The organism is Saccharopolyspora taberi (genome assembly GCF_039534165.1).
Lineage (GTDB): Bacteria > Actinomycetota > Actinomycetes > Mycobacteriales > Pseudonocardiaceae > Saccharopolyspora_D > Saccharopolyspora_D taberi.
In genome coordinates, this window is record NZ_BAAAUX010000001.1 from 1 (window position 1) to 24,454 (window position 24,454).

The following is a 24,454-nucleotide window of genomic DNA, read 5'->3' on the forward strand; positions in this document are numbered from 1 at the left end:
CTCCTCCGCCCGCCGCGCCGGCCCCGGCCGCCGAGCCGGGCGCGAAGCCGAAGGCGTCGCCGCTGGCCAAGGCCGTCGCCAAGGACCTGGGCGTGGACATCGCGCAGGTCCAGGGCACCGGCCCGGGTGGCCGGATCATCCGCGCCGACATCGAGGCCGCCGCCTCCGCGGCCCCGGCTCCCGCTGCCGCCGCCGCACCGGCCCCGGCCGCGCAGGCTCCCGCGGTGTCCACCGAGGACGTCGAGGAGATCCCGCTCAGCAACATCCGCAAGGTCACCGCGAAGCGGCTCACCGAGAGCAAGCAGAACGCCCCGCACTTCTACCTGACCAGCGCGGTCGACGTGACCGACCTGGTGGCGTTCCGGGCCGACCTCAACGAGCGGCTGCAGGCCGCGGGCGGTCCGAAGGTCAGCATCAACGACCTGATCGTCAAGGCGGTGGCGACCGCGCTGAAGGCGAACCCGACGCTGAACGTCTCCTTCGGCGGCGACAGGATCCTCCAGCACAAGCGGATCAACCTGGGCGTCGCGGTCGCGATCGACTCGGGCCTGGTGGTCCCGGTGCTCCCGGACGCCGACCGCAAGAGCGTCTCCGAGCTGGCCGCCGAGGGCCGGGAGAAGGCGGGCCGCGCCCGCGAGGGCAAGCTCAAGCCGAACGAGATGACCGGCGGCACGTTCACCATCTCGAACCTGGGCATGTTCGGCATCGAGCACTTCTCCGCGGTGATCAACCCGCCGGAGGCGGGCATCCTCGCGGTCGGTGCGACCAAGGACGAGGTGCAGGTCCGCGACGGCGAGTTCGTGGCGCGCAAGATCATGCGCATCACGCTCTCGGCCGACCACCGCGCCGTGGACGGCGCGGTCGGCGCGGTGTTCATGCAGCAGCTCACGTCGCTGCTGGAGGACCCGATCCGCATCATCGCCTGACACCCCGCAGGCAGGCCCCTTCCGCGATGGACTCCCGCTCTCGCGGAAGGGGCTTTCCCATGCCCGGATACGGTGTCGGTGTGACCGACCGCAGGGCCGCCGCCGCCCGATTCCTGCCCGACGACCCCGCCACCCTGGAAGTCCGGAGTGGACAGTTCCACGACGTGGTGATCGGCGCGGAGCACGTGGTCTGCTTCGCCCGGACCCCGGCCGCCGCGGAGCGGCTGCCGCGGCGGGCGGCCAGGCTGCGCGCCGTTTCGGCCCTGCGCCTGGGGTTCGCCACGCCGGAGGTGCTGGCGTCCGGCGGCTCGCACCTGGTCCTGAGCCGGGTTCCGGGGCGCCCGCTGGACGCCCCGGCCGGCCCGGTCGTCGCGGCCCAGTACGCCGAGCTGCTGTCGGCGCTCGCCGCTGCGGACGGCGCCGGCCTCCCGAGTGCTCCGCCGGACGAGTGGCCGACGTTCGCCGACGACGTGCGGGCGGAGCTGTTCCCGCTGATGTCAGGTCCGGGGCGCGAGCGCGCGGAGGCGGAACTCGCTGCTGTGCAAGCACTTCCGCCGACGACCAACGCGGTCGTGCACGGCGACCTCGGCAGCGAGAACGTGCTGTGGGAAACCGTCGACGGGGTGCCGAGGCTCAGCGGCGTGATTGACTGGGACGAGGTCGCGGTGGGCGACCAGGCCGTGGACCTCGCCGCCATCGCCGCGGGCCACGGCCGCGCCCTGTTCGACCGGCTGCTGGAGTCCATGGGCCGACCCGCAGGACTGGACGCCCGCATCGAGGCGATCCGCGGAACCTTCGCCCTCCAGCAGGCGCTTTCCGCCGTGCGCGACGGTGATCAGGCCGAACTCGACGACGGCCTGGTCGGCTACCGCGGCGAGGCGAACCACCACCGCGCCTTGTAGATCGCCGCCCCCTCCAGCGTCAGTGCGCCCTCGGGCTGGTCCAGCTGCACCGTGTCCGTGCACCAGGTGCACGGGTGCCCGGCCTGCGGCGATGTCGTCAGCACCCGGCCGGTCGCGGGCGCGGTGCCGACGGTCTTGACGCCCTCGCGGCTGATCCGCTCTGCGCCGGGGAAGTCGGAGATGAACTCGTCGCGCGACTTCGAGTACTGGTAGACCTGCGTTCCGGTGCTCAGCCACAGCCGGTCCGGGTCGCCGACCACCGGGGTCAGGTCGTGCCCGTGCGGCGTCGGCAGAGCGACCTCGTGGGCCTCGGTGATGACCGGATCCGCCGGTGTGCCACCGATTTTCAGCGCGACCAGATGGTCGTCGCCGATCGCCCACAGCACGCCGCGCTGCGCGTCCCACACCACACCGTGGCCGCCGGGCATCGGGTACTCCGCGTACTTCGTGCTGCGCGGTCCCTGCGACGCGGTGTAGACGCGGATCCAGCCGCCGGTGCTCGCCGCGACCGCGACGTTACCGTCCGGCAGCAGCTCGATGCTGTGCGGGTTGTTGCGCGCGTCGACGTCGGCGGCCCAGTACGAGCCGTTGCCCTGCGGGAACGGGATGACGGCGGCCAGGCCCTTGGAGTCGGTGGTGAGCAGGAAGCGCTTCCCGCCGCGCTCGGCCAGCTTCGCCTCGTCGGGGTTGCCCCAGTTGCCGGTGAACTCGCCCATCCCGTTGCGCGGCAGCGGTTTCCAGGACCAGGCGAACTTCTGCTCGGCCCAGTCCGCCGGATCGGCCTCCAGCACCACGATCCGGTCGCTCGCCTGCTCGGTGAGCACGATCTGGCCGTCGGCCGCGGGCGCCGCCGCGGCGACGCCCGGAGTGCTGAGCAGTGCGGTGAGTGCCAGTGCCGTCCAGCGCATCGCGCCCCCTTCGATCGAGTAGCCCTGATCAAAGCGGGAGACGGCGACGAGCGGAAGAACTGGGAATGACCTCAGCGCGAATCCGCCCGGTAGGCATCGACCAGTTCCGGCGCGTAGGCGAGCAGCAGTTGCGTCATGCTCACCGGCAACCGCACCAGGTCCGGGCGCGAGAGGTCGTAGGCGACGTTGGCGCCCCGGTAAGCGGGGACGGGATTGGTGGCGTCGGTGAGCCACTGCACGAAGTCGACCGGCACCAGCAGCCCGGCGAGCCGGTCGTTGAGCACGATCAGCGCGGGCTGCGGATTGCGCATGATCCACCGGTACAGTTCGGTGAACTGGTAGATGTTCCATTCGAGGTGGGTCGGGTGGACGCCCTTCGCCTCGGCGAGGCGGATTCCGTGTTCGGCCGACGCCTGGTCGGCGATGCTCCAGGCGGGATCGTGCGCCCACCGCTCGTCCAGCTCGCCCCGCCGCATCCGTCGCAGGTAGTCGGCCCAGTGCTTGGCCGTCGGGTTGCCGAAGTCGTCATCGGAGACCTCCAGCGCCATCGCGAAGCCCCGCTCGACCGCTTCGAGCAGCACGGCATCGACGTGGGACACCCATGACTCCGGTGTGCCGAGGTCGTTGTCGATGAAGAAGCGGAGCACGCCCTGGATGCTGTTCAGGTGGCGGAATTCCGGCAGGTACTCGGCGGCCACCCGGTCCTGCAACGCCCGGACGAAGACGAGCCGTTCGGGAATCGCCAGCTCCTCGATCTCCTCCGCCGAGCAGTCCAGAGTGGACGCGCAGTGCTCGCCGCCGGGTTGCCGGGCCAGCGCGGTGGGGAAGACCGGGACGGCGACGAGCAGCACCGCCAGCAGAACAGATGAGAACGGTCGCACGGTTTCCTCCTCGGTCCGAATTCCGAGTGGAGGCAAGCAGGAAACCGCGCCCCGTCCGCTGATCGACATCCGGCCCGATGCCGGTTTCACCGGTTCGGGCCGCCAGGGTCAGCCCAGCGCGTCGGCGATCTTGGGCGCGAGCCCGTCCAGCGCGAACGGGATGCTCGACACCGTGGCCGAGCCGAGCGCCATCGTCAGGTCGTAGTCGTCCAGCACGACCAGCGCACCCCGCTTGGCCGCGGGCAGGTTGTTGAGCAGCGGGTCGGCGCGCACCGCCGCGACGTCGGTCGGCTTGGCGGTGGTCACCACCACGACGTCGGCGTCGAGCAGCGAGACCTGCTCCTTGCTGACCTTGACGTTGAACTTGCCGCCGCTGTTCATCGACTGGATCGCGGGGGAGAGCTTCAGCCCCAGCTGCTCCAGCAGGTGGGTGCGGGCGTCATCCTTGGTGTAGGCGGCGTAGGTGCCCGCCGAGTCGGTGCGCACCGTGACGTGCGTGCGGCCTTCGAAGGCCGGGTTCGCCGCGCGGGTGCGGTCGATGTGCTCCTGGGTGCGCTTGATCAGGTCGGCGACCTCGGCCTGCTTGCCCAGCGCCTGGCCGACGGTCTCGGCCTGCACCCGCCAGTTGACGCCGTAGTCGATGGTCCCCGGCGGCTGCGCTACGACCGGGCCGAAGCTGGTGAGCCTGCTGTACTGGTCCTGGGTGAGCGCGCTCTGGAGGGCGATCACGACGTCCGGGGTGAGCCCGATGACGGACTCGATGTTGACCTCGCTGCCCAGCAGCTTCGGCCGCTGCCCGCCGAGCATCGGCTCCACCCACGGCCCGACACCGCTGTCCCACGGCCCCCACTGGGTCAGGCCCGCCGGGACGACGCCCAGCGGCAGCAGCACGTCGTGGTCGGTGATACCGAGCGAGACGACGCGCTTGGGCGCGGCCGGGATGGCCGTCCTGCCGTAGCGGTGCGGGATCTCGACCGGGAAGCCGGGACCGGACGCCTGGGCCGGGCCGGGCGCCGCGCCCGGTGCGCAGGCCGCCACTCCGGCGGCGAGCAGGCCGGTGGCGCCCGCCAGGAAGCCTCGCCGGGTCAGGTCGGTGCGATGTGCGCTCATGGGGCTCCTCTGCTGATCTCGACCAACGAAAGGAAGGCTAACCTAACTGACTGGGCCGCTGCTCGGGGTGTTCCGTGAAACGATTTCTCGCTCGGACGGGTATCGTTGAACCGGGCAAAGCGCGAGGTCAGGAGTCACCATGAGTGACGACGATGTGTTCGACCGCCGATGGGTCCTCAACGAGGACGAGCTGCTGCGGATGCTCTGGCGCTGCCACGCGGGAGAGAACCCGGACGTGGTCCTCGTCGAGCTGCACGCCAACCGCGCGGCGGCCCACCGGCGCCGCACGCGGCGCCCCGACCGGCGGATCGCCCGGCACGTCCAGCGCGGCCGGACCGAGCGTCCACTGTGACCTGATCGGTTCCGCGCACGGCGGCCGTCCCGGGCGGATACGGTTCGGGCATGAACACCTTCGCCGCCGGGGTGCGGACGCTGGGCGCCGGGTTCGGCATGATCCTGCGCTCGCCGAGGTTGCTGCTGCTGGGCGCGCTGCCCGCGCTGATCAGCGCCGCGCTGCTGCTCGGCGCGCTCGGGACGCTGATCTACTTCAGCGGCGACCTGGTCGGCTGGCTGACGCCGTTCGCCGAGGCGTGGGCCGAGCCGTGGCGCAGCGGGCTGCGGGTGGTGCTCGGGGTGGGGCTGGTCGGCGCCGCCGCGCTGCTGGGTTCGCTGTCGTTCATCGCGCTGACGCTGCTCATCGGCGGCCCGTTCTACGAGCACATCGCCGAGAAGACCGAGGAGCGGCTGGGGCTGGACACCTCCGGCGACGGCGCGGGGTTCGCGCGCCAGCTCGGCCGGGGGATCCGCGACTCGCTGAAGCTGGTGCTCATCGCCCTGGTCGGGGCGGTCGTGCTGTTCGCGCTCGGCTTCGTGCCGGTCGTCGGGCAGATCGCCGCGCCGGTGCTGGGTGCGCTGTTCGGCGCGTGGGTGGTGACGATGGAGATGGTGGGCCTGGTCTTCCAGCGCCGCGGCCTGAGCCTCACCGACCGCCGCCGCACACTGCGGCGCCACCGCGCCACGGTGTTCGGGTTCGGCCTGCCGACGTACTTCTTGTGCTTGGTTCCCGTGTTGCAGCTCGTGGTCATTCCTTCCGCCGTCGTCGGGGGGACCATGCTGGCTCACCGGTTTTTGGGGCCGGGTCGGGGGAGTTGATTTCACGCTGCGGTTTCGGGGGTGGTTTCCGGGGCTCTCGCCGACCCCGGACCCCCGGCAGGTCTCCGGGATGAGATGGGTTGTCTGCTGCGGTTCGGTTGGGGTGGTTCTCATCCCGTCGACCTCCACGGAGGGCTATCAGACCGCGTCAAGGGGGCGGTTTTGCTTGGGCGCTGCGGTTTGGCTTTATGTGCCCCCTTGACACGGTCTGATCGGGCTGGCGCCAGGTCGACGGGATGAGAACCAAACCCCGCCCTCGTAGGTGGAGACTTCCCCGCCCTCGTGGGTGGAGACTTTGTCTCCGGCTGGTCCCCAGGGTGCTGAAACACGTTCTGCGCACTTCAAAAGACCTCGTGGGCGGGCTTAGGGTGCGGGGGTGACCTCCGATCCTGTGCAGCCCGATGACTCCTACCTTCGTTCGGTTGCCGAGTCCACGGCCAGGGCCGTGGCGGCGGCTGAGCCGGTGCGGTCCGAGTTCGACGGTGCCGATGCCGCCGTTCATGCCGACGTTCAGCGGTGGCTGACCGAGCATTCCGCCGACCTCGTCGGGCTCAGCCGTGACCTGCACGCCCATCCCGAGGAGGGCTTTGCCGAGCACCGCTCGGTGCGGCAGGTCGCCGAGCTTCTGAAGCGGCACGGCTTCGACGCGCAGGTCGGGGTCGGCGGGCTCGACACCGCGTTGCTGGCCACCGTGGGTAGTGCCGGGCCGCACGTGGCCGTGCTCGCCGAGTACGACGCGCTGCCCGGCATCGGGCACGGCTGCGGGCACAACATCATCTGTTCCGCCGGGGTCGGCGGGTTCCTCGGCGCGGCCACCGCAGTGGGTGCTGCCGGGGGTCGGGTCAGCCTCGTCGGCACGCCTGCCGAGGAGGGCGGTGGCGGCAAGGAGCACCTGGCGCGGGCCGGGGTCTTCGACGACGTCGACGCCGTGGTGATGCTGCACCCGTTCTCGCACGACATCGCCGCGCACCCGTTCCTCGGCCGCCGTCAGGTCGAGGTCGTCTTCCGCGGTATCGCCGCGCACGCTGCCGCGCAGCCGTTCATGGGCCGCAACGCGCTGGACGCCGTGGTGGCGACCTACCAGGGCGTTGCCGCGCTGCGCCAGCACATTCCATCCACCGACCGGGTGCACGGGATCATCACCGACGGCGGCCAGCGGGCCAACGTCGTTCCGGAGCGGGCCGCCGTGCTGTTCTACTTCCGCTCCGCCGACCCCGGTTCGCTGCGCGACCTGGCCCGCCGGATCGAGGCGATCGCGCACGGCGCGGCGTCGATGACCGGCTGCGGGGTCGAGCTCACCTGGGACCAGAACCCCGGCTACCTGCCGATCCGGCACAACGACACCCTCGCCGCGCGGTGGGCGCACCACCAGTCCGGCCGGGGCCGGACGTCGCTGCCGCGCGGGGTGGTGCCCGAGTACATCACCGGCTCCACCGACCTCGGCAACCTCAGCTACCGGATGCCCGCCATCCACCCGATGATCGCGCTGGAAGGCGAGAGCCTTTCCCTGCACACCGCGGAGTTCGCGGCGGCGGCCGGCTCGGAGACCGGCGACCGCGCCGTGCTCGACGGCGCGATCGGCCTGGCCTGCACCGCCGTCGACTACCTCGCCGACGAGCGCCTCCGCACGGCCGTGCACGAGGAGTTCGAGGCCGCCGGAGGCGCCGTGGACGTCGCTTCGTTCCTGGAGTGACGGCCCCGCGATCTCGGGACCGCCGATTCTCGGGGGACTGTCGGCTCTCTGGGGACCGCCAGCACCCGCGGGGCCGCCGGCTCTCGCGGGACCGCCGACTCCCGCGGGGCCGCCAGCTCTCGGGGGACCGTTGGCTCTCGCGGGACCCCGCGGAACCGCTGGCTCTGTGCGAACCCGTGCGGAACCACCGACTCCGCGCGGAACCACCAACCCCCCCGCGGAGCCGCCGCGGTCACTGACCGCGAAGGAACGCCTCCAGGGTGTCCCGAGTGACGACCTGCACCGGAATGCTGGTCGCCGGTCCGGGCCCGAGGTCGCGGCTGCGCGCCGCGCGCACCGCCTGCTCGACCGCCGCCTTGCCCAGCAACTTGGGCTGCTGCGCGACATCCGCGCTCTCCGCGCCCGCGCGCACCGCGTCGAGCCCTTCCGGCGTGCCGTCGAAGCCGACCACCTTCACGTCGCTCCCGGCCCGCGCACCGAGGGCCTTGACCGCGCCCAGCGCCATCTCGTCGTTGGCCGCGAACACGCCCTTGATCTCCGGGTGCGACTGCACGATGTTCTGCATGACGTCCAGCGCCTTGGTCCGGTCGAAGTCCGCCGGCTGCGAGGCCACCACCTGGATCTGCGGGTGCAGGCGGATCTCGTCGGTGAAGCCCTGACCGCGCTCCCGCGCCGCCGAGGTCCCCGGCTTGCCCTCAAGCACCGCGACCGGACCCGACCCGACCAGCTCCGCGAGCTGCCGCGCCGCGAGCCTGCCGCCGGTCGCGTTGTCGGAGGCCACGGTCGTGACCACCCGGCCGTCGCTGGGCGCGCGGTCGACCCCGACGAACGGGATCCCGGCGTCGTTGGCCGCCCGCACCGAAGGCACCACCGAGTCGGAGTCGACCGGGTTGACGATCATCGCGTCCACGTTCTGCGCGATGGCGTTCTGCACCGCGTTGGCCTGCTGCGAGGCGTCCTCGCCCGCGTCGGTGACCAGCAGCTCCACCCCGAGCCGGTCCGCCTCGGCCTGCGCTCCGGCCCGCACGTCCACGAAGAACGGATTGTTCAAAGTGGACACCGACAGCGCGATCCGCCACCGGGCGTCGGCGGCCGGGTCCTGCCGCTGGTAGACCGCCCAGCCCGCCGCGACGACCAGCAGCGCGGTCACCGCCGCGATCGCCCGCCGCATCGCCGGGGTGCGCAGCACGCGCCGCCCGGTCCGCCGCCGCTGGCGCAGCGTGTCGAACAGCACCGCCACCGCGATCACCGCGCCGATCGCGACCTGCTGCCAGAACGCCGAGACGTCCAGCAGGTTCAGGCCGTTGCGCAGCACCGCGAGCACCAGCGCGCCGACGAAGGTGCCCAGCGCGGACCCGACGCCGCCCGCCAGGCTCGCGCCGCCGATCACCACGGCCGCGATCGCGTCCAGCTCGTAGCCGCTGCCCGCCTCCGGCTGCGCCGAGGCCAGCCGCGCCGCCAGCAGGATGCCCGCCACCGCGGCGAAAAGCCCGGAAAGCGCGTAGATCAGCAGCCGCTGGCGGCTGACCTTGATGCCGGAAAGCCGTGCCGCCTCGGCGTTGCCGCCGATCGCGTACATCGCGCGCCCGGCGTAGGTGCGGCGCAGCACGAACGCGGTCAGCAGCCCGATCACCAGCATCACCAGCACCGGGTACGGCAGGAACCCGAACAGCTCGCCGCTGCCGAACTCGCCCAGCGGGCCGCTCAGCGACACCGGCCGCCCGTCGGCGATCACCAGCGACAGGCCGCGCGCGACGCTGAGCATCGCCAGCGTCGCGATGAACGGCGGCACCCGCCCGGCGGTGATCAGCACGCCGCTGAGCAGACCGGCCGCCGCGCCCGCGGCCAGGCCGACCGGAATCCCCAGCCACAGCGGCAGTCCGGCACCCGCCACCGACCAGCCGGTGACGATCCCGGCCAGCCCCGCGACGCTGCCGACCGAGAGGTCGATGCCGCCGCTGACGATCACGAACGTCATGCCGAACGCCAGCACCGCCACCACCGACGCCTGCACGCCGACGTTGAGCAGGTTGTTGACGGTCAGGAAGTCCGGCGACAGCACGGCGAGTAGCACCGCCAGCACCAGCAGCCCGGTCAGCGGACCGCCGGTGCGGCCCAGCGCGGTGCGCAGCCGCCGCGTGACCTCGTTGTCAGGCATCGGTTTCTCCTTTTTCTTGCGGGACACCCGCACCCGGTCGGCGGCCATGGGCGGAGCGGAATGGTGCCTCATGCCCACCTCCGTCCGTGTCGTTCGTGACCGCCTGCTGGTTCGTGACCGCCAGCGCCATCACGCGCTCCTGGGTCGCTTCGGCGCCGTCGAGCTCCCCGCGCAGGCGGCCGTCGGCCATGACCAGCACCCGGTCGCTGATGCCCAGCAGCTCCGGCAGGTCGCTGGACACCACGATCACGGTGGTGCCCGCGGCGGTGAGCTCGTTGACGAGTTCGTAGATCTCGGCCCGGGCGCCGACGTCGATGCCGCGGGTCGGCTCGTCGAGGATCAGCACCCGAGGCCGGGCCAGCAGCCACTTGCCGATGACGATCTTCTGCTGGTTGCCGCCGGACAGCGTCAGCGCGGGCTGGTCCAGCCCGGCGACCCGGATTCCCAGCTCCCGCACGGACTTCTCGGCGGCGCGGCGCTGCCCGGCGAGGTCCACCAGGCCCGCGCGGGTGCGGTCGCCGAGGGTGGCCAGGCCCAGGTTCTCCGCGACCGAGGCGCCCAGCACAAGCCCCTGCGCGGCGCGGTCCTCGGGCACCAGCGCGAGCCCGGCGGCGCGGGCTGCGGTGATGTCGCCGCTCGGGATGCGCCGCCCGCCGACCAGCACCTCGCCGCGGTCGTAGCGGTCGGCGCCGAAGATCGCGCGCACCAGCTCGGTGCGCCCGGCGCCGACCAGCCCGCCGATACCGACGACCTCGCCTGCGCGGGCGGTGAACGTGACGTCGTCGAGCAGCCCGTCGGTGCCCAGCCCGCGCACCTCCAGCTGAACGTCGCCGATTCGCGGCTCGCGCGGCGGGAACTGCTGGTCGATCGAGCGCCCGACCATCAGCCGCACCAGCTCGCCGGGGTCGGTGCTCGCGGGCACCTCGCCGACCTTCGCGCCGTCGCGCAGGACCGTCACCCGGTCGCCGATCTCGGCCACCTCGTCGAGCAGGTGCGAGATGAACACGACCCCGACCCCGTCGCGGGTCAGCTCGCCGACGATCCCGAACAGCCGCCCGGCCTCGGCGCGGGAGAGCACGGCCGTCGGCTCGTCCATGATCAGGAAGCGGGTGTCGGTGCTGAGCGCCTTGGCGATCTCGACCAGCTGACGCTGCGCGACGCCGAGCTCGCCGACCGTCGCGTCCACGTCGAGGTCCAGGCCGAGCCGGTCGAGCAGCTCGCGGGCCTGGCGGCGCATCCGGGCGCGGTCGACGATGCCGAACCGGCGCGGCGGCCGTCCCAGGTGGATGTTCTCGGCCACGGTCAGCTGGCCGACCAGCGCGAGTTCCTGGTGGATGGTGGCGATGCCGAGCTTCTCGGCGTGGTCCGGGCCGGTCAGCCGCACCGGGTGGCCGTCGACGCGGACCTCGCCCGCGTCCGGCCGGTGCACGCCGGCCATCACCTTGATCAGGGTGCTCTTGCCTGCGCCGTTCTCGCCGAGCAGGACGTGCACCTCGCCGGGGCGCAGGTCGAAGTCGACCGAGTCCAGCGCCCGCACCCCGGGGTAGGACTTCGTGATTCCGGCCAGCTCCAGGTGTTCCCCGCGCGCTTCGGCCATGGTCGTGCCTTTCTGCCGCATTCTCGTCGTTGAGCCGGCAGGGAAACGGCGTGAAACCGATTTCCATGCTCGGAGCACAGTGAAGGAGGCTTCTTGAGCTGTCAAGTTCCGGGTCCTCGGCGGCAACCGATTACAGTGAAGTTCACATCGCGGACGGGAGCTGGAGTGGGCATCAGGATTCACGACGTCGCGGCGCGGGCCGGGGTCTCGGTCGCCACCGCGTCCCGCGCGCTGTCCGGGCAGCGCGGGGTGCGGGCGGAGAACCGGGAGAAGGTGCTGCTCGCGGCGCGCGAACTCGACTACGAGCCCAACTCGCTCGCGGCGGCGCTGCGCAGCCGCACCACGCACACCGTCGGGATGCTGGTTCCGCGGATCTCCAACCCGTTCTTCGCGACCCTGGTGGAGGCGGTCGAGAACCGCCTGCAGCTCGGCAGGCGCAGCCTGCTGCTCACCAGCTCGCACTACGACCCGGAGGCCGAGCAGTCCCAGGTGCGGGCGCTGCTCGACCGCCGGGTCGACGCGCTGGTGATGATCCCCTGCCACCGCGAGCGCAGCATCGAGGTGATGACCACCGCCGCGGCCCGGGTTCCGGTGGTGCAGCTGGACCTGCGGGTCAACGGGTTCGCCGGGACGTGGGTCGGGGTCGACGGCGAGGCGGGCATCGCCGCGGTCGTGCACCACCTGGCGGGCCGGGGCGTGACCAGGACGGCCTTCGTCGGGGCGGAGCCCACCGACTCGTCGTCGCAGGAGCGGCTGGACGCCTACCGGCGGCTGGCGGGGGGTTCGGTGCTGCTGGGCGACTTCAGCCGGGACTGGGGGAAGGAGGCGGCCGGGCGGCTGCTGGAGGCGGGGTCGCTGCCGGAGGGGATCGTCTGCGGCAACGACACCATCGCGCTGGGGATGCTGGCCGAGCTCGCGCGCAGGGGCGTGCGGGTGCCCGAGGACGTGCGGGTGACCGGCTTCGACGACATTCCTTATGCCGAGCTCGGGCAGCCTTCGCTGACCACCGTGCGGCAGCCGCAGGAGCAGATGGCCGCCGAGGCCGTTCGGGTGCTCGCCGCTCGGCTCGCCGGGGAGGAGGCTCCCGCGCAGCGGATCGCTATCTCGCCCTCGCTTGTCGTTCGGGCTTCGGGGTGAGGGGTTGGGGGTTTCTGGTGCGGTTTCGTGGGGGTTTCCGGGGCGCTCGCCGACCCCGGACCCCCGGCAGGTCTCCGGGACCGAAGCGGCTCTGCCGGTTCGGGTTCTTTTGAGCTCGTGGTTCTGGGGCGCTCGCCGCCCCCAGACCCCCGGCAGGTCTCCGGGATGAGTCTCCGCTGTTCGCTGCGGTTCGGTTGGGGTGGTTCTCATCCCGTCGACCTCCACGAGGGCTATCAGACCGCGTCAAGGGGGCCGTTTTGCTTAGGCGCTGCGGTTTTGCTTGGTTGTGCCCCCTTGACACGGCCTGATCGGGCTGGCGCCAGGTCGACGGGATGAGAACCAAACCCCTCCCTTGTAGGTGGGGACTTCAACCCCGCCCTTGTAGGTGGTGGGGTTGCTGGGCGCGTCCGCTTGTCGTCCCCGGCCCTTACAGCGGGAGCGGCACGGTGTCGCCAGTGGCTGCTGCCCGTCAGGCCCGGCGGCGGCATGGCGTGTGGCATCCTTGCCGGGCCGTTCCGCCCCCGACCCGATGAGTGTCTACTGTGGATGAAATTGTCCGGAGCTGGACGTCGGAGCTGCTCGACTCCGGCAACGCCGTCGCCATGGTCGTCGGTCTGATCGCGCTGGGGCTGGTGTGGTCCCGTGGCACCTGGCTTCCGCTGCGCAACGTCGTCACCATCGCCCACGAAGGCGGGCACGCGGTGGTCGCGCTGCTCAGCGGCCGGACGTTGAACGGGATCCGGCTGCATTCCGACACCTCCGGGCTCACCGTCTCCACCGGCAGGTCGACCGGTCCGGGCATGGTGTTCACGCTGCTCGCCGGGTATCCGGCGGTGTCGCTGCTCGGGCTGGGCGGGGCGTGGCTGGTCTCGGCCGACGGTGCGCAGATCATGCTCTGGGTCTGCATCGGGCTGCTCGCAGTGATGCTGCTGGCGATCCGCAACGTGTACGGCGTGCTGTCCGTGGTGGTCACCGGCGCCGTGGTCTTCGTGGTCTCGTGGTTCGCGACCCCGGCGTGGCAGGCGCTGTGCTGCGTGCTGTTCAGCTGGTTCCTGCTGTTCGGCGGGATCCGGCCGGTCGCCGAGCTGAGTCGCAAGCGCAGCCGGGGCCGAGCGGCGAACTCCGACGCCGACCAGCTCGCTCGCCTGACCGGCGTTCCGGCAGGCGTGTGGCTGGCGCTGTGGTTCCTGGTCGGGTTCGCCGCGCTGGTCGTCGGCGGCCGTTGGCTGGTGTTGATACCGCAGATCTGACCCGTGAGGACGGCCTTCCCTGGTATTGGGCTCCGAAGCGGCAGGACCGCTTCGGTCCCGGTGTGAGCATCCGCTCGTTGCCGGGAGGCGGCCGGATGCAGCAGCATCGCGGCGTGACTTCGAACCTCGGCGGCACCTTCACCCTCACCGACGGGCTCGCGGTCAGCCGCGTCGGTTTCGGCGCCATGCAGCTGGCCGGACCCGGCGTGTTCGGCCCGCCCGGCGACCGCGAGCAGGCGCTGCGCGTCCTGCGCCGCGCCGTCGAGCTGGGCATCGACCACATCGACACCAGCGACTTCTACGGCCCGTGGGTCGTCAACGAGCTGATCGCCGAGGCGCTGCGCCCCTACGGCGAGAACCTGGTGCTGGCCACCAAGATCGGCGCCTACCGCGACCACGAGGGCGCCTGGCTGCCGCTCGGCCACCCCGACGCGCTCAAGGCGCAGGTGCACGACAACCTCCGCCGCCTCGGCGTCGACGCGCTGGACCTGGTCAACCTCCGCTACCTCACCGACCTGCCCGGCGTCACGCTCGCCGACCAGCTCGGCGCGCTCGTGGAGCTGCGAGAGCAGGGCCTGGTGCGGGCGATCGGGCTGTCCAACGTGTCGCTGGAGCAGTTCGAGCAGGCGCGCGAGATCACCGAGATCGCGTCGGTGCAGAACCTCTACAACGTCGTCGACCGGACCTCGGCCGCCCTGGTCGACCGGACCGCCGAGCTCGGCGTCGCGTTCGTCCCGTTCTTCCCGCTGGGGTCCGGTTTCCACGGCAGCCGGGCGCGGCAGGACGACACGCTCGCCGAGATCGCCGGGCGGACCGGGGCGAGCCAGGCGCAGGTCTCGCTGGCCTGGCTGCTGCGCCGCTCGCCGAACGTCCTGCTCATCCCAGGCACCTCTTCGGTGGCGCACCTGGAGGACAACACCGCCTGCGCCGTCGCCGGCATCTCCGACGCCGACCTGGCCGCGCTGGACTCCCTGGTCGCCGAGGGCGAAACCCTGGAAGCCGCGCACTGAACCAATCGCCCCGGCTCGTAGTGGTCTAGATCGATACGGACGGCTGACGCGATGATCCGCGCGGATGGGCGCCCCGGAGGGCTGGTGTCACCCAGTAGTCTGGCCGACACGTGTCATTACGGCATCCGAGGTGCGGTCTTGAGCGAACAGGTGACGTGGGTACCGGACCAGGTCGACGAGGAGATCCCCAGTGCCGCGCGGGTCTACGACTACCTCCTCGGCGGCGCGCACAACTTCGCGGCGGACCGCGTGCTCGCCGAGCGCTTCCTCCAGGCTTTGCCCAGCGCGCGCGACGTCGCCCGGCTCAACCGCGCTTTCCTGCGCCGCGCGGTGGTCTTCATGGCCGAGCAGGGCATCCGCCAGTTCCTGGACCTCGGATCGGGCATTCCCACCGTGGGCAACGTGCACGAGATCGCCCACGGGATCGATCCGGAGTCCAACGTGGTCTACGTGGACTACGAGTCCGTGGCGGTGGCGCACAGCGAACTGCTGCTCCAGGGCGACGAGCACGCGACCGTCATCCAGGCGAACATGCTGGAACCGGACCGCATCCTCGGTCATCCCGACACCCGGCGGCTGCTGGACCTGTCCCGGCCGGTCGGCCTGATCATGGCCGGCGTGTTCCACTTCGTGTCCCCCGAGTCCGACCCGCCGGGCATCGTCGCCCGCTACCGCGACGAGTTATCCCCCGGCAGCTTCCTGGCGCTGTCGCACTTCACCGCCGACATCAGCCCCGACGAGATGGCCGGGGTGGTGCGGGTGATGTCGCGCAGCTCGGACCCGATCCACCCGCGCACCCGCGCCGAGATCACCGAGCTGTTCACGGGATTCGACCTGGTGGAACCGGGAATCGTGGGAACGGCGCTGTGGCGCCCGGACCACCCGGAGCGGGCCGGGCTGGAACCGGGGGCCGCGCAGATCTACGCGGGGGTCGGACGCAAGGGATGATCGACCAGCGGAGCACGGCAGGACGACGACCGGCGGGCGGGCCGGGCACCTCGATGGACGGTGAGATGAGCGTGGGAGACCCCGAAGATCCGGCGGCAGGCCGGATCCACGGAGTGCTGACCCCGCAGCGGCACAGCAGCCAGTGGCGTTCCGCGCTGGCCAGGAAGTGGGCGGTCCGGCTCAGCTCGGCCTCCTACATCCCGATGTCGCGGGAAGCCATCGAGTCGTGCCTGCTGGAGCTGGTGGAACTGATCGTGGACGCGCTGGAGGACCCGGACCGCATCGAGGAGGTCGGGCGGCAGGTCGGCGCCAAGCTGGTGGAGATCCACGCGACCGGCGAGGAAAGCCTCACGCTGAGCCTGGAGCTGATCCGCGACGTCGTGCTCGCCGACTCCGCCGACGACACGATCCGCCGGATCCTGGCGCTGCTGACCGCGATCGCCGCCGGTTACGCCGCGGCCGACCGGGAGAACACGTTCACCCAGCAGGAAACGCTGAAGCGGGCGCTGCTGCGCTCCAAGCTGCAGGCCGACCGCGATCTCGCGGCCAGCGAGGCGCGCTTCACCGAGGTGTTCACCAGCACGCCGGTCGGCGTCGCGATCTCCGACCTGACCGGCAAGTTCGTCCAGGTCAACCCGGCGATGGGCGAGACGCTCGGCTACCGCGTGCAGGACCTGCGGTCGATGACCGTGCACGACCTGTTCCACCCGGACGAAGCCGCCTACCTCACCGCGGCCTACGCCGAGCTCGCCGAAGGCGGCCGGGTCCAGCGGCTGCGGGAACGGCGGCGCCTGGTGCGCGCCGACGGCGAGACCGCGTGGGCGTACCTGGCGGTGTCGGTGCTCAAGGGGACCGAGGGCGAGCCGCGGCACTTCGTCACGATGGTCGAGGACATCAGCGAACTGCACCTGCTGCAGGAGCGGTTCCAGTACCAGGCGCTGCACGACGCGATGACCGGGCTGCCGAACCGGCAGTTCTTCCGCACCAGGCTGGAGGCCGCGCTGGCCAACCTGCCCAAGGGCGCGCGGCTGACGCTCTACCACCTCGGGCTGGACGGCTTCGAGCTGATCAACGACGGGCTCGGGCACGAGGTCGGCGACGGGATCATCAAGGCGGTGGCGCGCCGCCTGGAGCAGCTGCTCCAGCGCGAGGAAGCCATACTGGCCAGGTTCGGCGGCACCGAGTTCGCCATCCTGGTCCTGGAATCGCCGCGGACGCCGCCCGTGCACGAGCTCGCCCCGATGATCAACGAGGAGCTGGCCGAGCCGATCTACGTCGGAGAGCACGGCATCGCGACCTCGGCCAGCATCGGCGTCGTCCAGCGCACCGCGGGCGAGGGCGACGCGTCGAACATGCTGTGGGCGGCCGACGTAGCGTTGCGCCGCGCGGAGGCGGCGGGCAAGCGGCAGTGGGCGCTGTTCGATCCGGACCGGGCACCCAACGAGCGCATACAGGCCAAGCTGGCCGCGATCATGCCGGGCGGCCTGGAACTGGGCGAGTTCGACGTCGTCTACCGGCCGATGGTGCGCATGCGCGACGGCGGGATCGGCGGCATCGAGGCGAAACTGCGTTGGGAGACAGCGGAGTTCGGCCGCCTCGACCACGCCGACTGCCTCCGGCTCGCCGAGCGCTCCGGCGTCACCCTCTCGCTGCGCGACTGGATGCTCAGCAGCGCCTGGGCGCAGCTGGGCCGCTGGCACCGGGCGGGGCACCGGATGCGGCTGGTGGTCGGGTTGAGCCCGAACCAGGCGCAGGACCCGGACCTGGTCGCCACCATCCGCCGGGTGCTCGCCGAGGAGTCGCTGGACGCGAGCTGGCTGCGGCTGTCGATGCCGATCTCGGTGATGCTCGGCGACAACGAGGAAGCCCGCGAGAACGTGGCGTTCCTGGACCGGCTGGGCGTGAAGACGGCACTGCACGACTTCCACGGCTCACCGGGAGAACTGCGCCACCTGCGTTCCCTGCCGGTCGACGCGGCGCAGTTCTCCGACGAGGTGGTCCGGCTGATCAGGGACGCCGACGACGACTCGCAGGAAGTGCAGGCGGTCACCGGGTTCGTGCCGCTGCTCCAGTCCTGCGGCGCGAGGCTGGCGGTCGGCGACATCGACACCGAGGAACAGGCCCGCCGCTGGCAGCGGATCGGCTGCGAGGTCGGCTCGGGCGGGCTCTACGGAGAACCGGTGCCCGCGGTCGAGGTACCCGCGATGCTGAGCCGGTTCCGGGCGTGATCAGCCGGCGCGCTCGGCGCCGTGTAGGCGTCGCTGCTGGATTCCGCGAACGGCATCGTGCGGACGGTTGATGCTTTGCCGCAGTGCGGGTGTTCAGCACCTCGCGGCTCGTGGCCAACCGTTGGGATTCGCGATGGAAGTCCCGCAGCTTCTCGCCGACCCGCTGGCTCACCCGCAGCAGCGGCCAGGTCGCACCAGCGGATCGGCAGGCTGGGAGCTGAGCCCCAGGCGCCTCCCAGCCCCTAAACCCGCGCAGCGGTAACGACCCAAGCGGCGGACCCGTACTCGACGCCCCGAGAAGTCCGGTGTTCGGCCATGTCCGCCTTCAGGGCCTCGACTGCGCGCTCCGCGGCGTCGGCGGAGAGGCCGTTGAGCAGGCCGCCGTGCTGCTCGTGGACGAACGCGAAGGCGTCCTCCACGTCGTCGCCGAACCACATCGGCTCCTCGACGGCTCGCAGCGTCACGTCCGCGAAGCCGGCTCCGGTAAGCAGTTCCCGCACCCGGGCCGGGTCGCTCAGCGAGAACGGGCTCGGCCCGTCCGCCGGTGGCGCAGGCAGGTCGCGGCCCGCGGCGAACATCCGCCGGAAGGTGCTGATGAACTCGTTGCGCTCCAACGGTTGCCAGGTGAGCAGCACCAGCCGACCACCCGGCCGCAGGGAACGCGCGATGTTGGCGAACGCCGCCGGTGCGTCGCCGAAGAACATCGCGCCGTGGCGGCTGATCGCGATGTCGAAAGCTTCGCCGAAGGCGTGGGTCTGGGCGTCGGCCTGCTCGAACTCGGCGTTGGCCACGCCCTCCTCCCGCGCCCGCGCGCGGGCGAGCTCGACCATGTGCGACGACAGGTCCACGCCGAGCGCCGATCCAGCGGTGGCGCGGCGCGCCGCTTCGCGGGTCGTCTGGCCGTTGCCGCAGCCGATGTCGAGCACTCGCGCGTCCGGCTCGATCGCAGCCGCGCCGAAGAAGTGGTCGCGGTAGGCCGCGACTCCCGCGTCGAAGCGGTCCGCGCGCGCCGCCCAAAGCGCGCCCTGCTGCCCGTCCCAGGAACCGAACTGGTCGGCATTGGACTCGTCAACCCAGATCGGAATCCCCATGCGCCTCACCCTAATGGCCGGGCGCAAGCGAAAACCGGCCCCGCCGGGAAGCGGGGCCGGTTTCAGCGCGTTGCCTCAGCCGGCGTAAACGGGCTGGGTCTGCGGGTTGAACTCCTCGAACCGGACCTTCTTGGCCGGGTCGGTCCGCGGGTCCTTGATGTCCAGGACGTCCAGGCCCTCCTGGATGCCGCTGGAGTAGATGTGGCCGTTGTAGTAGTACGCCGACCATGATCCGGCCGTCTGCAGCTTCGCCGGGTCGAACGGCGACCGGTCGAAGAACGCGATCTCCTGCGGCTTGGCCGAGTCGGTGAAGTCCCACACCGACACGCCGCCCTGGTACCACGCCTGGACCATGATGTCCTTGCCCGGCACCGGGATCAGCGACCCGTTGTGCGCCACGCAGTTCTCCGTGTCGGTCTGCGGGCGGTCGATCTTGAAGTAGCTGCGGAACTCCAGCTTCGCCTGGTCCCCGGAGCCGACGATGTCGTAGACGCCGTCCGCGCCGCGCTTCGGGCCGGTCTGCGGGTTGCAGGTCGGCGCGCTGCCGCCACCGAGCTCGTCGGTGAACACGACCTTGGTGCCCTCGTTGTTGAACGTCGATGGAGTCAAAACACCAACGGACGGAGGAACACCAGGTGAACGTCCCCACCACCCCACCGATGCACTACGCGCCGCAGGTCGCGCCGCGCAACGGCTTCGGAACCACCGCGCTCGTGCTCGGCATCACCGGCGCCGTGCTCGCCCTGGTGCCAATCGTCGGCGTGATCGCGTGGCCGCTGGTCATCCTCGGGCTGATCTTCGGCATCCTCGGAATGCAGCGGGCGCGCACCGGTGCCGCGACGAACAAGGGTGCGGCCATCGCCGGCACCGCCACGTCGGCGCTCGGACTGCTGATCTGCATCGTCTGGGCGGTGTCGTTCGCCGGTGCGGTGGCCACCACTCCGCCGGCCACGATGCCGCTGCCGACGCCACCGGGGCTGCCCGCGGAGGTTGTCTCGCCGAGCGTGGCGGACGAACCGTCAAAGACGCTCCCCGTGCCGACGCCGAAGGCGGGCACGATCAGCGGTAGCGGCACCTTCCTGGTCGGCGTCGATATCGAGCCGGGCACCTACCGCTCGGCCGGTCCGCTCGCGTCGGTGATCCCGAATTGCTACTGGGCGCGGCACAAGGATGCGTCCGGCGACATGCTCTCGATCATCGCGAACGCCAACTCGCAGGGGCCGGCGGTCGTCAAGATCGCCGCGAGCGACGGCGCGTTCGAGACCAACGGGTGCCAGACCTGGGAGCAGGTGAAGTAGTGGCCGCGTCGAGTCGGCGGCGAGCTGATGCCGTCACGCTGCTAGCGATCCTCGCGATGTGCGCGCTCGCAGGTGCGGCGATGTGGTACGCCGTGCAGCACGTACCGACGGACGGCATCCGGACCGTGACGCAGGTTCGGGACGCGAAACCGCCGCTCGACGCGTTCGAAGCCGTGTATGCCTCGCTCGCGGTTGGGATGATCGCCGCGCACTACATCGTCCGGCTGACGCTCGACGAGCGGCGGGAGCGTCGCAAGGCGCGACGCGCGGCGGCGAGGTAGGGAGGAAGCAGGAGCGCCCCCGGCACCACGGATGCCGGGGGCGTTTCGCTGTGCTCGTCAGGCGCCGAAGCGGCCCGATTTCACTGCTCCGATGAACGAGGACCACTGCTCGGTGGTGGTGGTGAAGTAGCCGGCGGCGCGGTTCTTGGTGTCGCGGACCGCGGCGCCGGTACCAACCCGGCCAACCTCTACGCAATCGCCCTGGTTGCCGCTGTGCGTGCTCTTACGCCAACCGGTGGGGGTCGTCATCCTGTGTGCTCCAACCTGTCTGCTATCTCGGCGATGAGCGCCGCGCTATCGTCGGCGTTCATCGCAGCCGCGCGCAGCGTATCCGCCGCGGCCTGGTAATCGTCTACGTCCCTGGCATCGGTGATAGTGGTACTTGATCTGTAGTGCTCCAACTGCACGACCGGTTTGGTTCGGTCGAACTCGATAAGCACGAACGGACCTTCGAGCGCCGGCGTGTACCGCCGGTCGGCGGGTAGGACCTGAACCGTCACGTTGTCCAGATCAGCCCACTTTGCCAGCTGCCGCAGCTGATCAATCATCACGTCGTCGGCACATGGCGGATGACGTAGCGCTTGCTCGCCGATGATGGCGCAGAACTCGACGGGGTTTCGGCGACGGATAATGACGTCGCGTCGGCCGAGCCTGTAGGTGACGCGCTGATCGGCTTCACCGCGGGTCGCCCCGGCGCCGATCATGATCGATCGAGCGTAGTCCGAGGTCTGTAGCAGTCCAGGAACCAAGAGCGGCTGAACGTTCGTGATCCGGCGGGCCGTGCGCTCGTACTCCGTGAGCGCCGCCAACTGCCGTTCAATGCCTGGCGCCACCCAGTTCGGATCGCCGGCGTCCCGTGCCAATTCGAGCAGCCGATCACGCTCCGGTCCGGTGACGCCGAGGATGCCCAGCACTGCGCCCGTGTCGGCTTCGCTTGGCGTCAGCCTGCCGTTTTCCCATCGGGAAACGTGCGTGTGGGATCGGCCAAGCTGCGCGCCGAGCTGATGCGTGGTCAGTCCAGCGTTCTTGCGTGCCTGTCGAAGCTCGGCGCCGAGTTGCCGCGCGCGAGGCGTGTCCGCGGTGCTAGCCATGCACCAAATCGTATCGGACCGGTACGCGGGGTCGGGTGATTACTCGATCAGCTCATTGACAGCATGGTGCATGCACCGAGAAGATGTTCATGCACCAACCACCGAGTGTGAGGAACTGGCCGCGGACAGTGCACCGAGGCTAGCGCACACCGCAAACCAGGCAGCCGGGGGTGAACGATGTACCAACCGCATCCGTTCCACTGGATTCCGGCGCAGGGCAAACGCCACGCCAGTAGCGAGAGCTACCCCGCGGGAGTGCAGGGGTATCCCGACGGAAGCGAAGTTTCGATGCTCTGCGAACAGAAGCTCGCCGCAGACAACAGCCCCCTTGCATGGCTGTGGGACACCTGCGAGCCGTGCAACGTGGCGGCACACCTGCTCGCGGCAGGGGCGGCGGTCTGATGGACACCTGCACCGCCGCGCAGCTCGCCAAGGCGATCAATGCCGCTGGATTCATGCTCGCCAACTCACTCAATGACGTGCGCGCCGGCCGCTACGGCTCCGCCGATCTGCACGCAATCGCCGACGGACTCGAATCGCTCGTCGGTGAACTGCGCGCCGCTGCCGATCCGCCGGCGGTCATCGACATGTCGCGCTCCGAGCGCGACGAGTAGACCCGGCTCGGTGCTGTGACCCCCGACCGGCACCGAGTCGTCCGGCCTGGTCTGACGCGAACCCCCAGCGCGCCAGGCCAGGCCGGAATCCAAACGCGAGAGCAAAGGCAAGGGCTGAACGATGACAAACCCGTACCTTCCCCCCTCGCACAGCGATCGTGACGTGCACTGGCACGCCTACATCGAACGGTGCTGCGGCGCGCCAGGTGTGCACTCGACGCGAGACGAACGTCTTGCCCAGCAACCAGAAGAGACCTTTCGGACGCCGGAAGGTGCGGCGGAATGGGTCGGCGCGATGGTCGCCGCCTACGCCCGCAAAGACGAAGTGCGGTTGATCGGTCCGATGGGCGGGGTGGGCCAGGTCGGCGACCCCGATCACGTGATGCACGAGCGGCGCGAATCGCTCGTGATTCTGCTCCGCGGAGATAGCCACTACGTGGATTTCCGCGGTGAAACCGGCCGCGTTCACCTGTGGGTGGAAGCGGTCACCCCCGATGAATGTAAGGAGGACATCGTTCACGATGGCGACGACCAGTAGGGGCGATACCGTCGAGCTGACCGACCTACCCGGGTTGCTCGACGATCTCGCCGAATACCTGCTCACGCGGGGCGTCGAGGTGCCGACACCAGGTACCCCGGCGCAGCCGCCGAGCATGGGATCGTGCCCGGCAGGGGGCGATCACGCGCCGATCCCGATTCAGGGCGGCGGCGGCAACCAGTGCGCGAAGTGCGGCGCATCGTGCTGAGGTGCGCCGGTCAGGAACGGGCATTCCCGACCGGCGCGGCGGGTAACTGACAGAGCCACCCGCCCGACACGGTAGCCGTCGACCTGCCAACGAAGCCAGGTCGACGGCCACCGGAAACACGAAAGCGCCCCCGCACCCATCACGGGTGCGGGGGCGTTCTCGCGATCAGCCACGCGGAGGCGTGGCGGTGCCGGCAGCGTGCCGGCCGGTCGTCGCCGGCGGGTAGGTGGGCGGGACGTTCGAGCCGAGCACGATCCGCGTCAGCCACGGCGGCATGTGCGGTTCCAGCCGGCGCAGGCCGGCGTAGACCGCGGCGAGCACCAGCGGCACCACCAGCGTCGGGCCGGCGTCGCCGAGCGCGTCGACGAGCCAGCCGGGGGCGCCGGCGGTGACGGCGTAGGCCACCAGGGCAGCCCAGACCGCCGGAACGGTCGTGCGGAGCCATGACGTGAGCTGGTCAGACACGGGGCATCACTTCCACTTCGCATCGATCTCGACGGACAGGGACAGGTCGCAATCGGACCGGTAGACCACGCAGACCTGCGTAGCGGCGGCCGGAATCGGCCACGACTGCCGGTCGTTCGCCACGAGGGTGTACGGACCCTGCAAGCCGTACTTGCGGCCAGGCTTCCCGTCTGCCTGCCAGTCCTCGCACGCGTAGACCTCGCGAACCTCGACGTTCTCGCCGGCGACCAGCGAGACGAACAGCTCGCCATCGGTGCCGGTCACGCGGCCGAACTTCGGCGGGATCGCCGCGGCGAAGGTGCGCACGCGGTCGGGGCTTCGGGGAATGGTGTAGCCGAACGCCGAGTCGCCACCGGAGTACCGGCGCACGAGATCGAACAGCTCGTTCGTGGTGGCCATGTCGAGTTCCTGTTCTCCGCTGGCAACAGCGGCTCGAAAGAGGGTCATGTCGACGCGGCCGGGGTCGATTTTCCCGGTCACGCTGGTTTCCTTGTGGCCGCGCGCGTGCTCGGCGGACAGGCCGAGGTGGTCGAGGACGGCGCGGGTCGCACGGACGGCGGCGGCGTACTGCTCGGGGCTCGGCCCTTGGTTGACGCCCTGGTAGTCCCACTCAAACCCGACGTACAAGGTGTTGCCGTCGCCGGCGGGGCACGGGCCGGACGCCTTCGCTTGGCCGGCGTGGTTGGCGCGGCCGGCCGAGATCAGGTGTACGACGCCGTCGTATCCGATGACGCCATGGCACAGCGGGCCGGCGAGGTCCGGCCGGCCTCGGACGCACAGGTCGACGGTCGGCGCCGGCCGTTCGTAGCTGGCGGTGGTGGCGGTGTGGTGTTCGAGCACACCCACGGGTTCCCACGGGAGGGCGCCGGCGTAGGGGCTGGTGCGTTCGCGCCACCCGGGGGTTTCGACGACGTGCAGGCCGGCGCCGCGTAGGACGTCGGCGAGCCACACCAGGGGGAGAGCCATAG

The 24,454-nt window shown here is 70.9% G+C and carries 26 protein-coding genes and 1 pseudogene; 16 read left to right on the forward strand and 11 right to left on the reverse strand.

The features are described 5' to 3' along the window. The coding region (locus ABD691_RS00005; RefSeq protein ID WP_344677194.1) for a dihydrolipoamide acetyltransferase family protein at positions 1-926 on the forward strand (926 nt) is incomplete at its 5' end. Between the two features lie 80 nt (positions 927-1,006). Then, positions 1,007-1,828, forward strand: coding sequence for a phosphotransferase (locus ABD691_RS00010; protein WP_344677195.1), 822 nt, complete (start codon positions 1,007-1,009; stop codon positions 1,826-1,828). On the opposite strand, the gene ABD691_RS00015 is transcribed toward ABD691_RS00010, so the two are convergent. From ABD691_RS00015 to ABD691_RS00025, 3 genes are all read right to left on the reverse strand, one after another. After that, on the reverse strand, positions 1,792-2,736 hold the full coding sequence (locus ABD691_RS00015; protein ID WP_344677196.1) for a DUF6528 family protein: 945 nt from the start codon (positions 2,734-2,736) through the stop codon (positions 1,792-1,794). The two genes, ABD691_RS00010 and ABD691_RS00015, sit on opposite strands and share 37 nt — an antisense overlap. A 71-nt stretch (positions 2,737-2,807) precedes the next feature. Continuing rightward, positions 2,808-3,617, reverse strand: a complete 810-nt coding sequence (locus tag ABD691_RS00020) for a hypothetical protein (RefSeq protein WP_344677197.1) — start codon at positions 3,615-3,617, stop codon at positions 2,808-2,810. Between the two features lie 108 nt (positions 3,618-3,725). Next, positions 3,726-4,727, reverse strand: coding sequence for an iron-siderophore ABC transporter substrate-binding protein (locus tag ABD691_RS00025; RefSeq protein WP_344677198.1), 1,002 nt, complete (start codon positions 4,725-4,727; stop codon positions 3,726-3,728). A 139-nt stretch (positions 4,728-4,866) separates the two neighbouring features. On the opposite strand from ABD691_RS00025, the gene ABD691_RS00030 reads away from it, so the two are divergent. The 3 genes from ABD691_RS00030 (at position 4,867) to ABD691_RS00040 (ending at position 7,572) form a co-directional block, all read left to right on the forward strand. Then, complete coding sequence (locus ABD691_RS00030; RefSeq protein WP_344677199.1) at positions 4,867-5,079, forward strand: hypothetical protein; 213 nt, start codon at positions 4,867-4,869, stop codon at positions 5,077-5,079. A 50-nt stretch (positions 5,080-5,129) separates the two neighbouring features. Continuing rightward, a complete protein-coding gene (locus ABD691_RS00035) occupies positions 5,130-5,879 on the forward strand; it encodes an EI24 domain-containing protein (RefSeq protein WP_344677200.1) in 750 nt (249 codons plus the stop codon). A gap of 391 nt (positions 5,880-6,270) precedes the next feature. Continuing rightward, positions 6,271-7,572 (forward strand): M20 family metallopeptidase, encoded by a 1,302-nt coding sequence (locus ABD691_RS00040; RefSeq protein ID WP_344677514.1) that lies wholly within the window; start codon positions 6,271-6,273, stop codon positions 7,570-7,572. Between the two features lie 232 nt (positions 7,573-7,804). On the opposite strand, the gene ABD691_RS00045 is transcribed toward ABD691_RS00040, so the two are convergent. Continuing rightward, the gene (locus ABD691_RS00045; protein WP_344677201.1) at positions 7,805-9,730 is read right to left on the reverse strand and encodes an ABC transporter permease/substrate-binding protein; all 1,926 of its coding nucleotides are present in this window, start codon (positions 9,728-9,730) and stop codon (positions 7,805-7,807) included. Continuing rightward, entirely contained in the window at positions 9,723-11,327 is a 1,605-nt protein-coding gene (locus ABD691_RS00050) for a sugar ABC transporter ATP-binding protein (RefSeq protein WP_344677202.1), read from the reverse strand. The genes ABD691_RS00045 and ABD691_RS00050 overlap by 8 nt, the downstream gene beginning before the upstream one ends. Positions 11,328-11,492: 165 nt before the next feature. Here ABD691_RS00050 and ABD691_RS00055 point away from each other — a divergent pair, with 165 nt between their 5' ends. The 5 genes from ABD691_RS00055 to ABD691_RS00075 all read left to right on the forward strand — a co-directional run bounded on the left by ABD691_RS00055 (position 11,493) and on the right by ABD691_RS00075 (position 17,900). Continuing rightward, entirely contained in the window at positions 11,493-12,464 is a 972-nt protein-coding gene (locus ABD691_RS00055) for a LacI family DNA-binding transcriptional regulator (RefSeq protein WP_344677203.1), read from the forward strand. A gap of 542 nt (positions 12,465-13,006) precedes the next feature. After that, a complete protein-coding gene (locus tag ABD691_RS00060; protein ID WP_344677204.1) occupies positions 13,007-13,714 on the forward strand; it encodes a M50 family metallopeptidase in 708 nt (235 codons plus the stop codon). Between the two features lie 95 nt (positions 13,715-13,809). Further along, on the forward strand, positions 13,810-14,724 hold the full coding sequence (locus ABD691_RS00065; RefSeq protein WP_425564927.1) for an oxidoreductase: 915 nt from the start codon (positions 13,810-13,812) through the stop codon (positions 14,722-14,724). 138 nt (positions 14,725-14,862) lie between these two features. After that, entirely contained in the window at positions 14,863-15,672 is an 810-nt protein-coding gene (locus ABD691_RS00070) for an SAM-dependent methyltransferase (protein WP_344677206.1), read from the forward strand. A gap of 65 nt (positions 15,673-15,737) precedes the next feature. Beyond that, positions 15,738-17,900 (forward strand): putative bifunctional diguanylate cyclase/phosphodiesterase, encoded by a 2,163-nt coding sequence (locus ABD691_RS00075; protein ID WP_344677207.1) that lies wholly within the window; start codon positions 15,738-15,740, stop codon positions 17,898-17,900. Positions 17,901-18,142: 242 nt separating this feature from the next. Here ABD691_RS00075 and ABD691_RS00080 read toward each other — a convergent pair whose 3' ends face one another. Next, positions 18,143-18,991, reverse strand: coding sequence for a class I SAM-dependent methyltransferase (locus tag ABD691_RS00080; RefSeq protein ID WP_344677208.1), 849 nt, complete (start codon positions 18,989-18,991; stop codon positions 18,143-18,145). 75 nt (positions 18,992-19,066) lie between these two features. Next, positions 19,067-19,591 (reverse strand): annotated as a pseudogene (locus tag ABD691_RS00085) (LVIVD repeat-containing protein); the annotation flags it as partial. Positions 19,592-19,626: 35 nt separating this feature from the next. Between ABD691_RS00085 and ABD691_RS00090 the strand changes: the two are divergent. Both ABD691_RS00090 and ABD691_RS00095 read left to right on the forward strand, forming a co-directional pair. Further along, a complete protein-coding gene (locus tag ABD691_RS00090) occupies positions 19,627-20,289 on the forward strand; it encodes a DUF4190 domain-containing protein (protein ID WP_344677209.1) in 663 nt (220 codons plus the stop codon). Then, positions 20,289-20,570, forward strand: a complete 282-nt coding sequence (locus tag ABD691_RS00095) for a hypothetical protein (RefSeq protein WP_344677210.1) — start codon at positions 20,289-20,291, stop codon at positions 20,568-20,570. The genes ABD691_RS00090 and ABD691_RS00095 overlap by 1 nt, the downstream gene beginning before the upstream one ends. A gap of 57 nt (positions 20,571-20,627) precedes the next feature. Here the strand turns inward: ABD691_RS00095 and ABD691_RS00100 are convergent, their stop codons facing one another. After that, complete coding sequence (locus ABD691_RS00100; protein WP_344677211.1) at positions 20,628-20,819, reverse strand: DUF397 domain-containing protein; 192 nt, start codon at positions 20,817-20,819, stop codon at positions 20,628-20,630. Next, positions 20,816-21,661, reverse strand: a complete 846-nt coding sequence (locus ABD691_RS00105) for a helix-turn-helix domain-containing protein (RefSeq protein WP_344677212.1) — start codon at positions 21,659-21,661, stop codon at positions 20,816-20,818. Before ABD691_RS00105 ends, ABD691_RS00100 begins: the two co-directional genes overlap by 4 nt. A gap of 177 nt (positions 21,662-21,838) precedes the next feature. Between ABD691_RS00105 and ABD691_RS00110 the strand changes: the two genes are divergently transcribed. The 4 genes from ABD691_RS00110 (at position 21,839) to ABD691_RS00125 (ending at position 23,021) form a co-directional block, all read left to right on the forward strand. Next, a complete protein-coding gene (locus tag ABD691_RS00110; protein ID WP_344677213.1) occupies positions 21,839-22,063 on the forward strand; it encodes an HC3 family zinc finger protein in 225 nt (74 codons plus the stop codon). After that, positions 22,063-22,275 (forward strand): hypothetical protein, encoded by a 213-nt coding sequence (locus ABD691_RS00115; protein WP_344677214.1) that lies wholly within the window; start codon positions 22,063-22,065, stop codon positions 22,273-22,275. Before ABD691_RS00110 ends, ABD691_RS00115 begins: the two co-directional genes overlap by 1 nt. Positions 22,276-22,396: 121 nt before the next feature. Next, entirely contained in the window at positions 22,397-22,813 is a 417-nt protein-coding gene (locus tag ABD691_RS00120; RefSeq protein WP_344677215.1) for a hypothetical protein, read from the forward strand. Then, positions 22,797-23,021, forward strand: coding sequence for a hypothetical protein (locus tag ABD691_RS00125; RefSeq protein WP_344677216.1), 225 nt, complete (start codon positions 22,797-22,799; stop codon positions 23,019-23,021). The genes ABD691_RS00120 and ABD691_RS00125 overlap by 17 nt, the downstream gene beginning before the upstream one ends. 165 nt (positions 23,022-23,186) lie before the next feature. On the opposite strand, the gene ABD691_RS00130 is transcribed toward ABD691_RS00125, so the two are convergent. Beyond that, entirely contained in the window at positions 23,187-23,486 is a 300-nt protein-coding gene (locus ABD691_RS00130) for a hypothetical protein (protein WP_344677217.1), read from the reverse strand. A gap of 6 nt (positions 23,487-23,492) precedes the next feature. Beyond that, a complete protein-coding gene (locus tag ABD691_RS00135; protein ID WP_344677218.1) occupies positions 23,493-24,437 on the reverse strand; it encodes a peptidoglycan recognition protein family protein in 945 nt (314 codons plus the stop codon). Positions 24,438-24,454 lie beyond the last annotated feature (17 nt).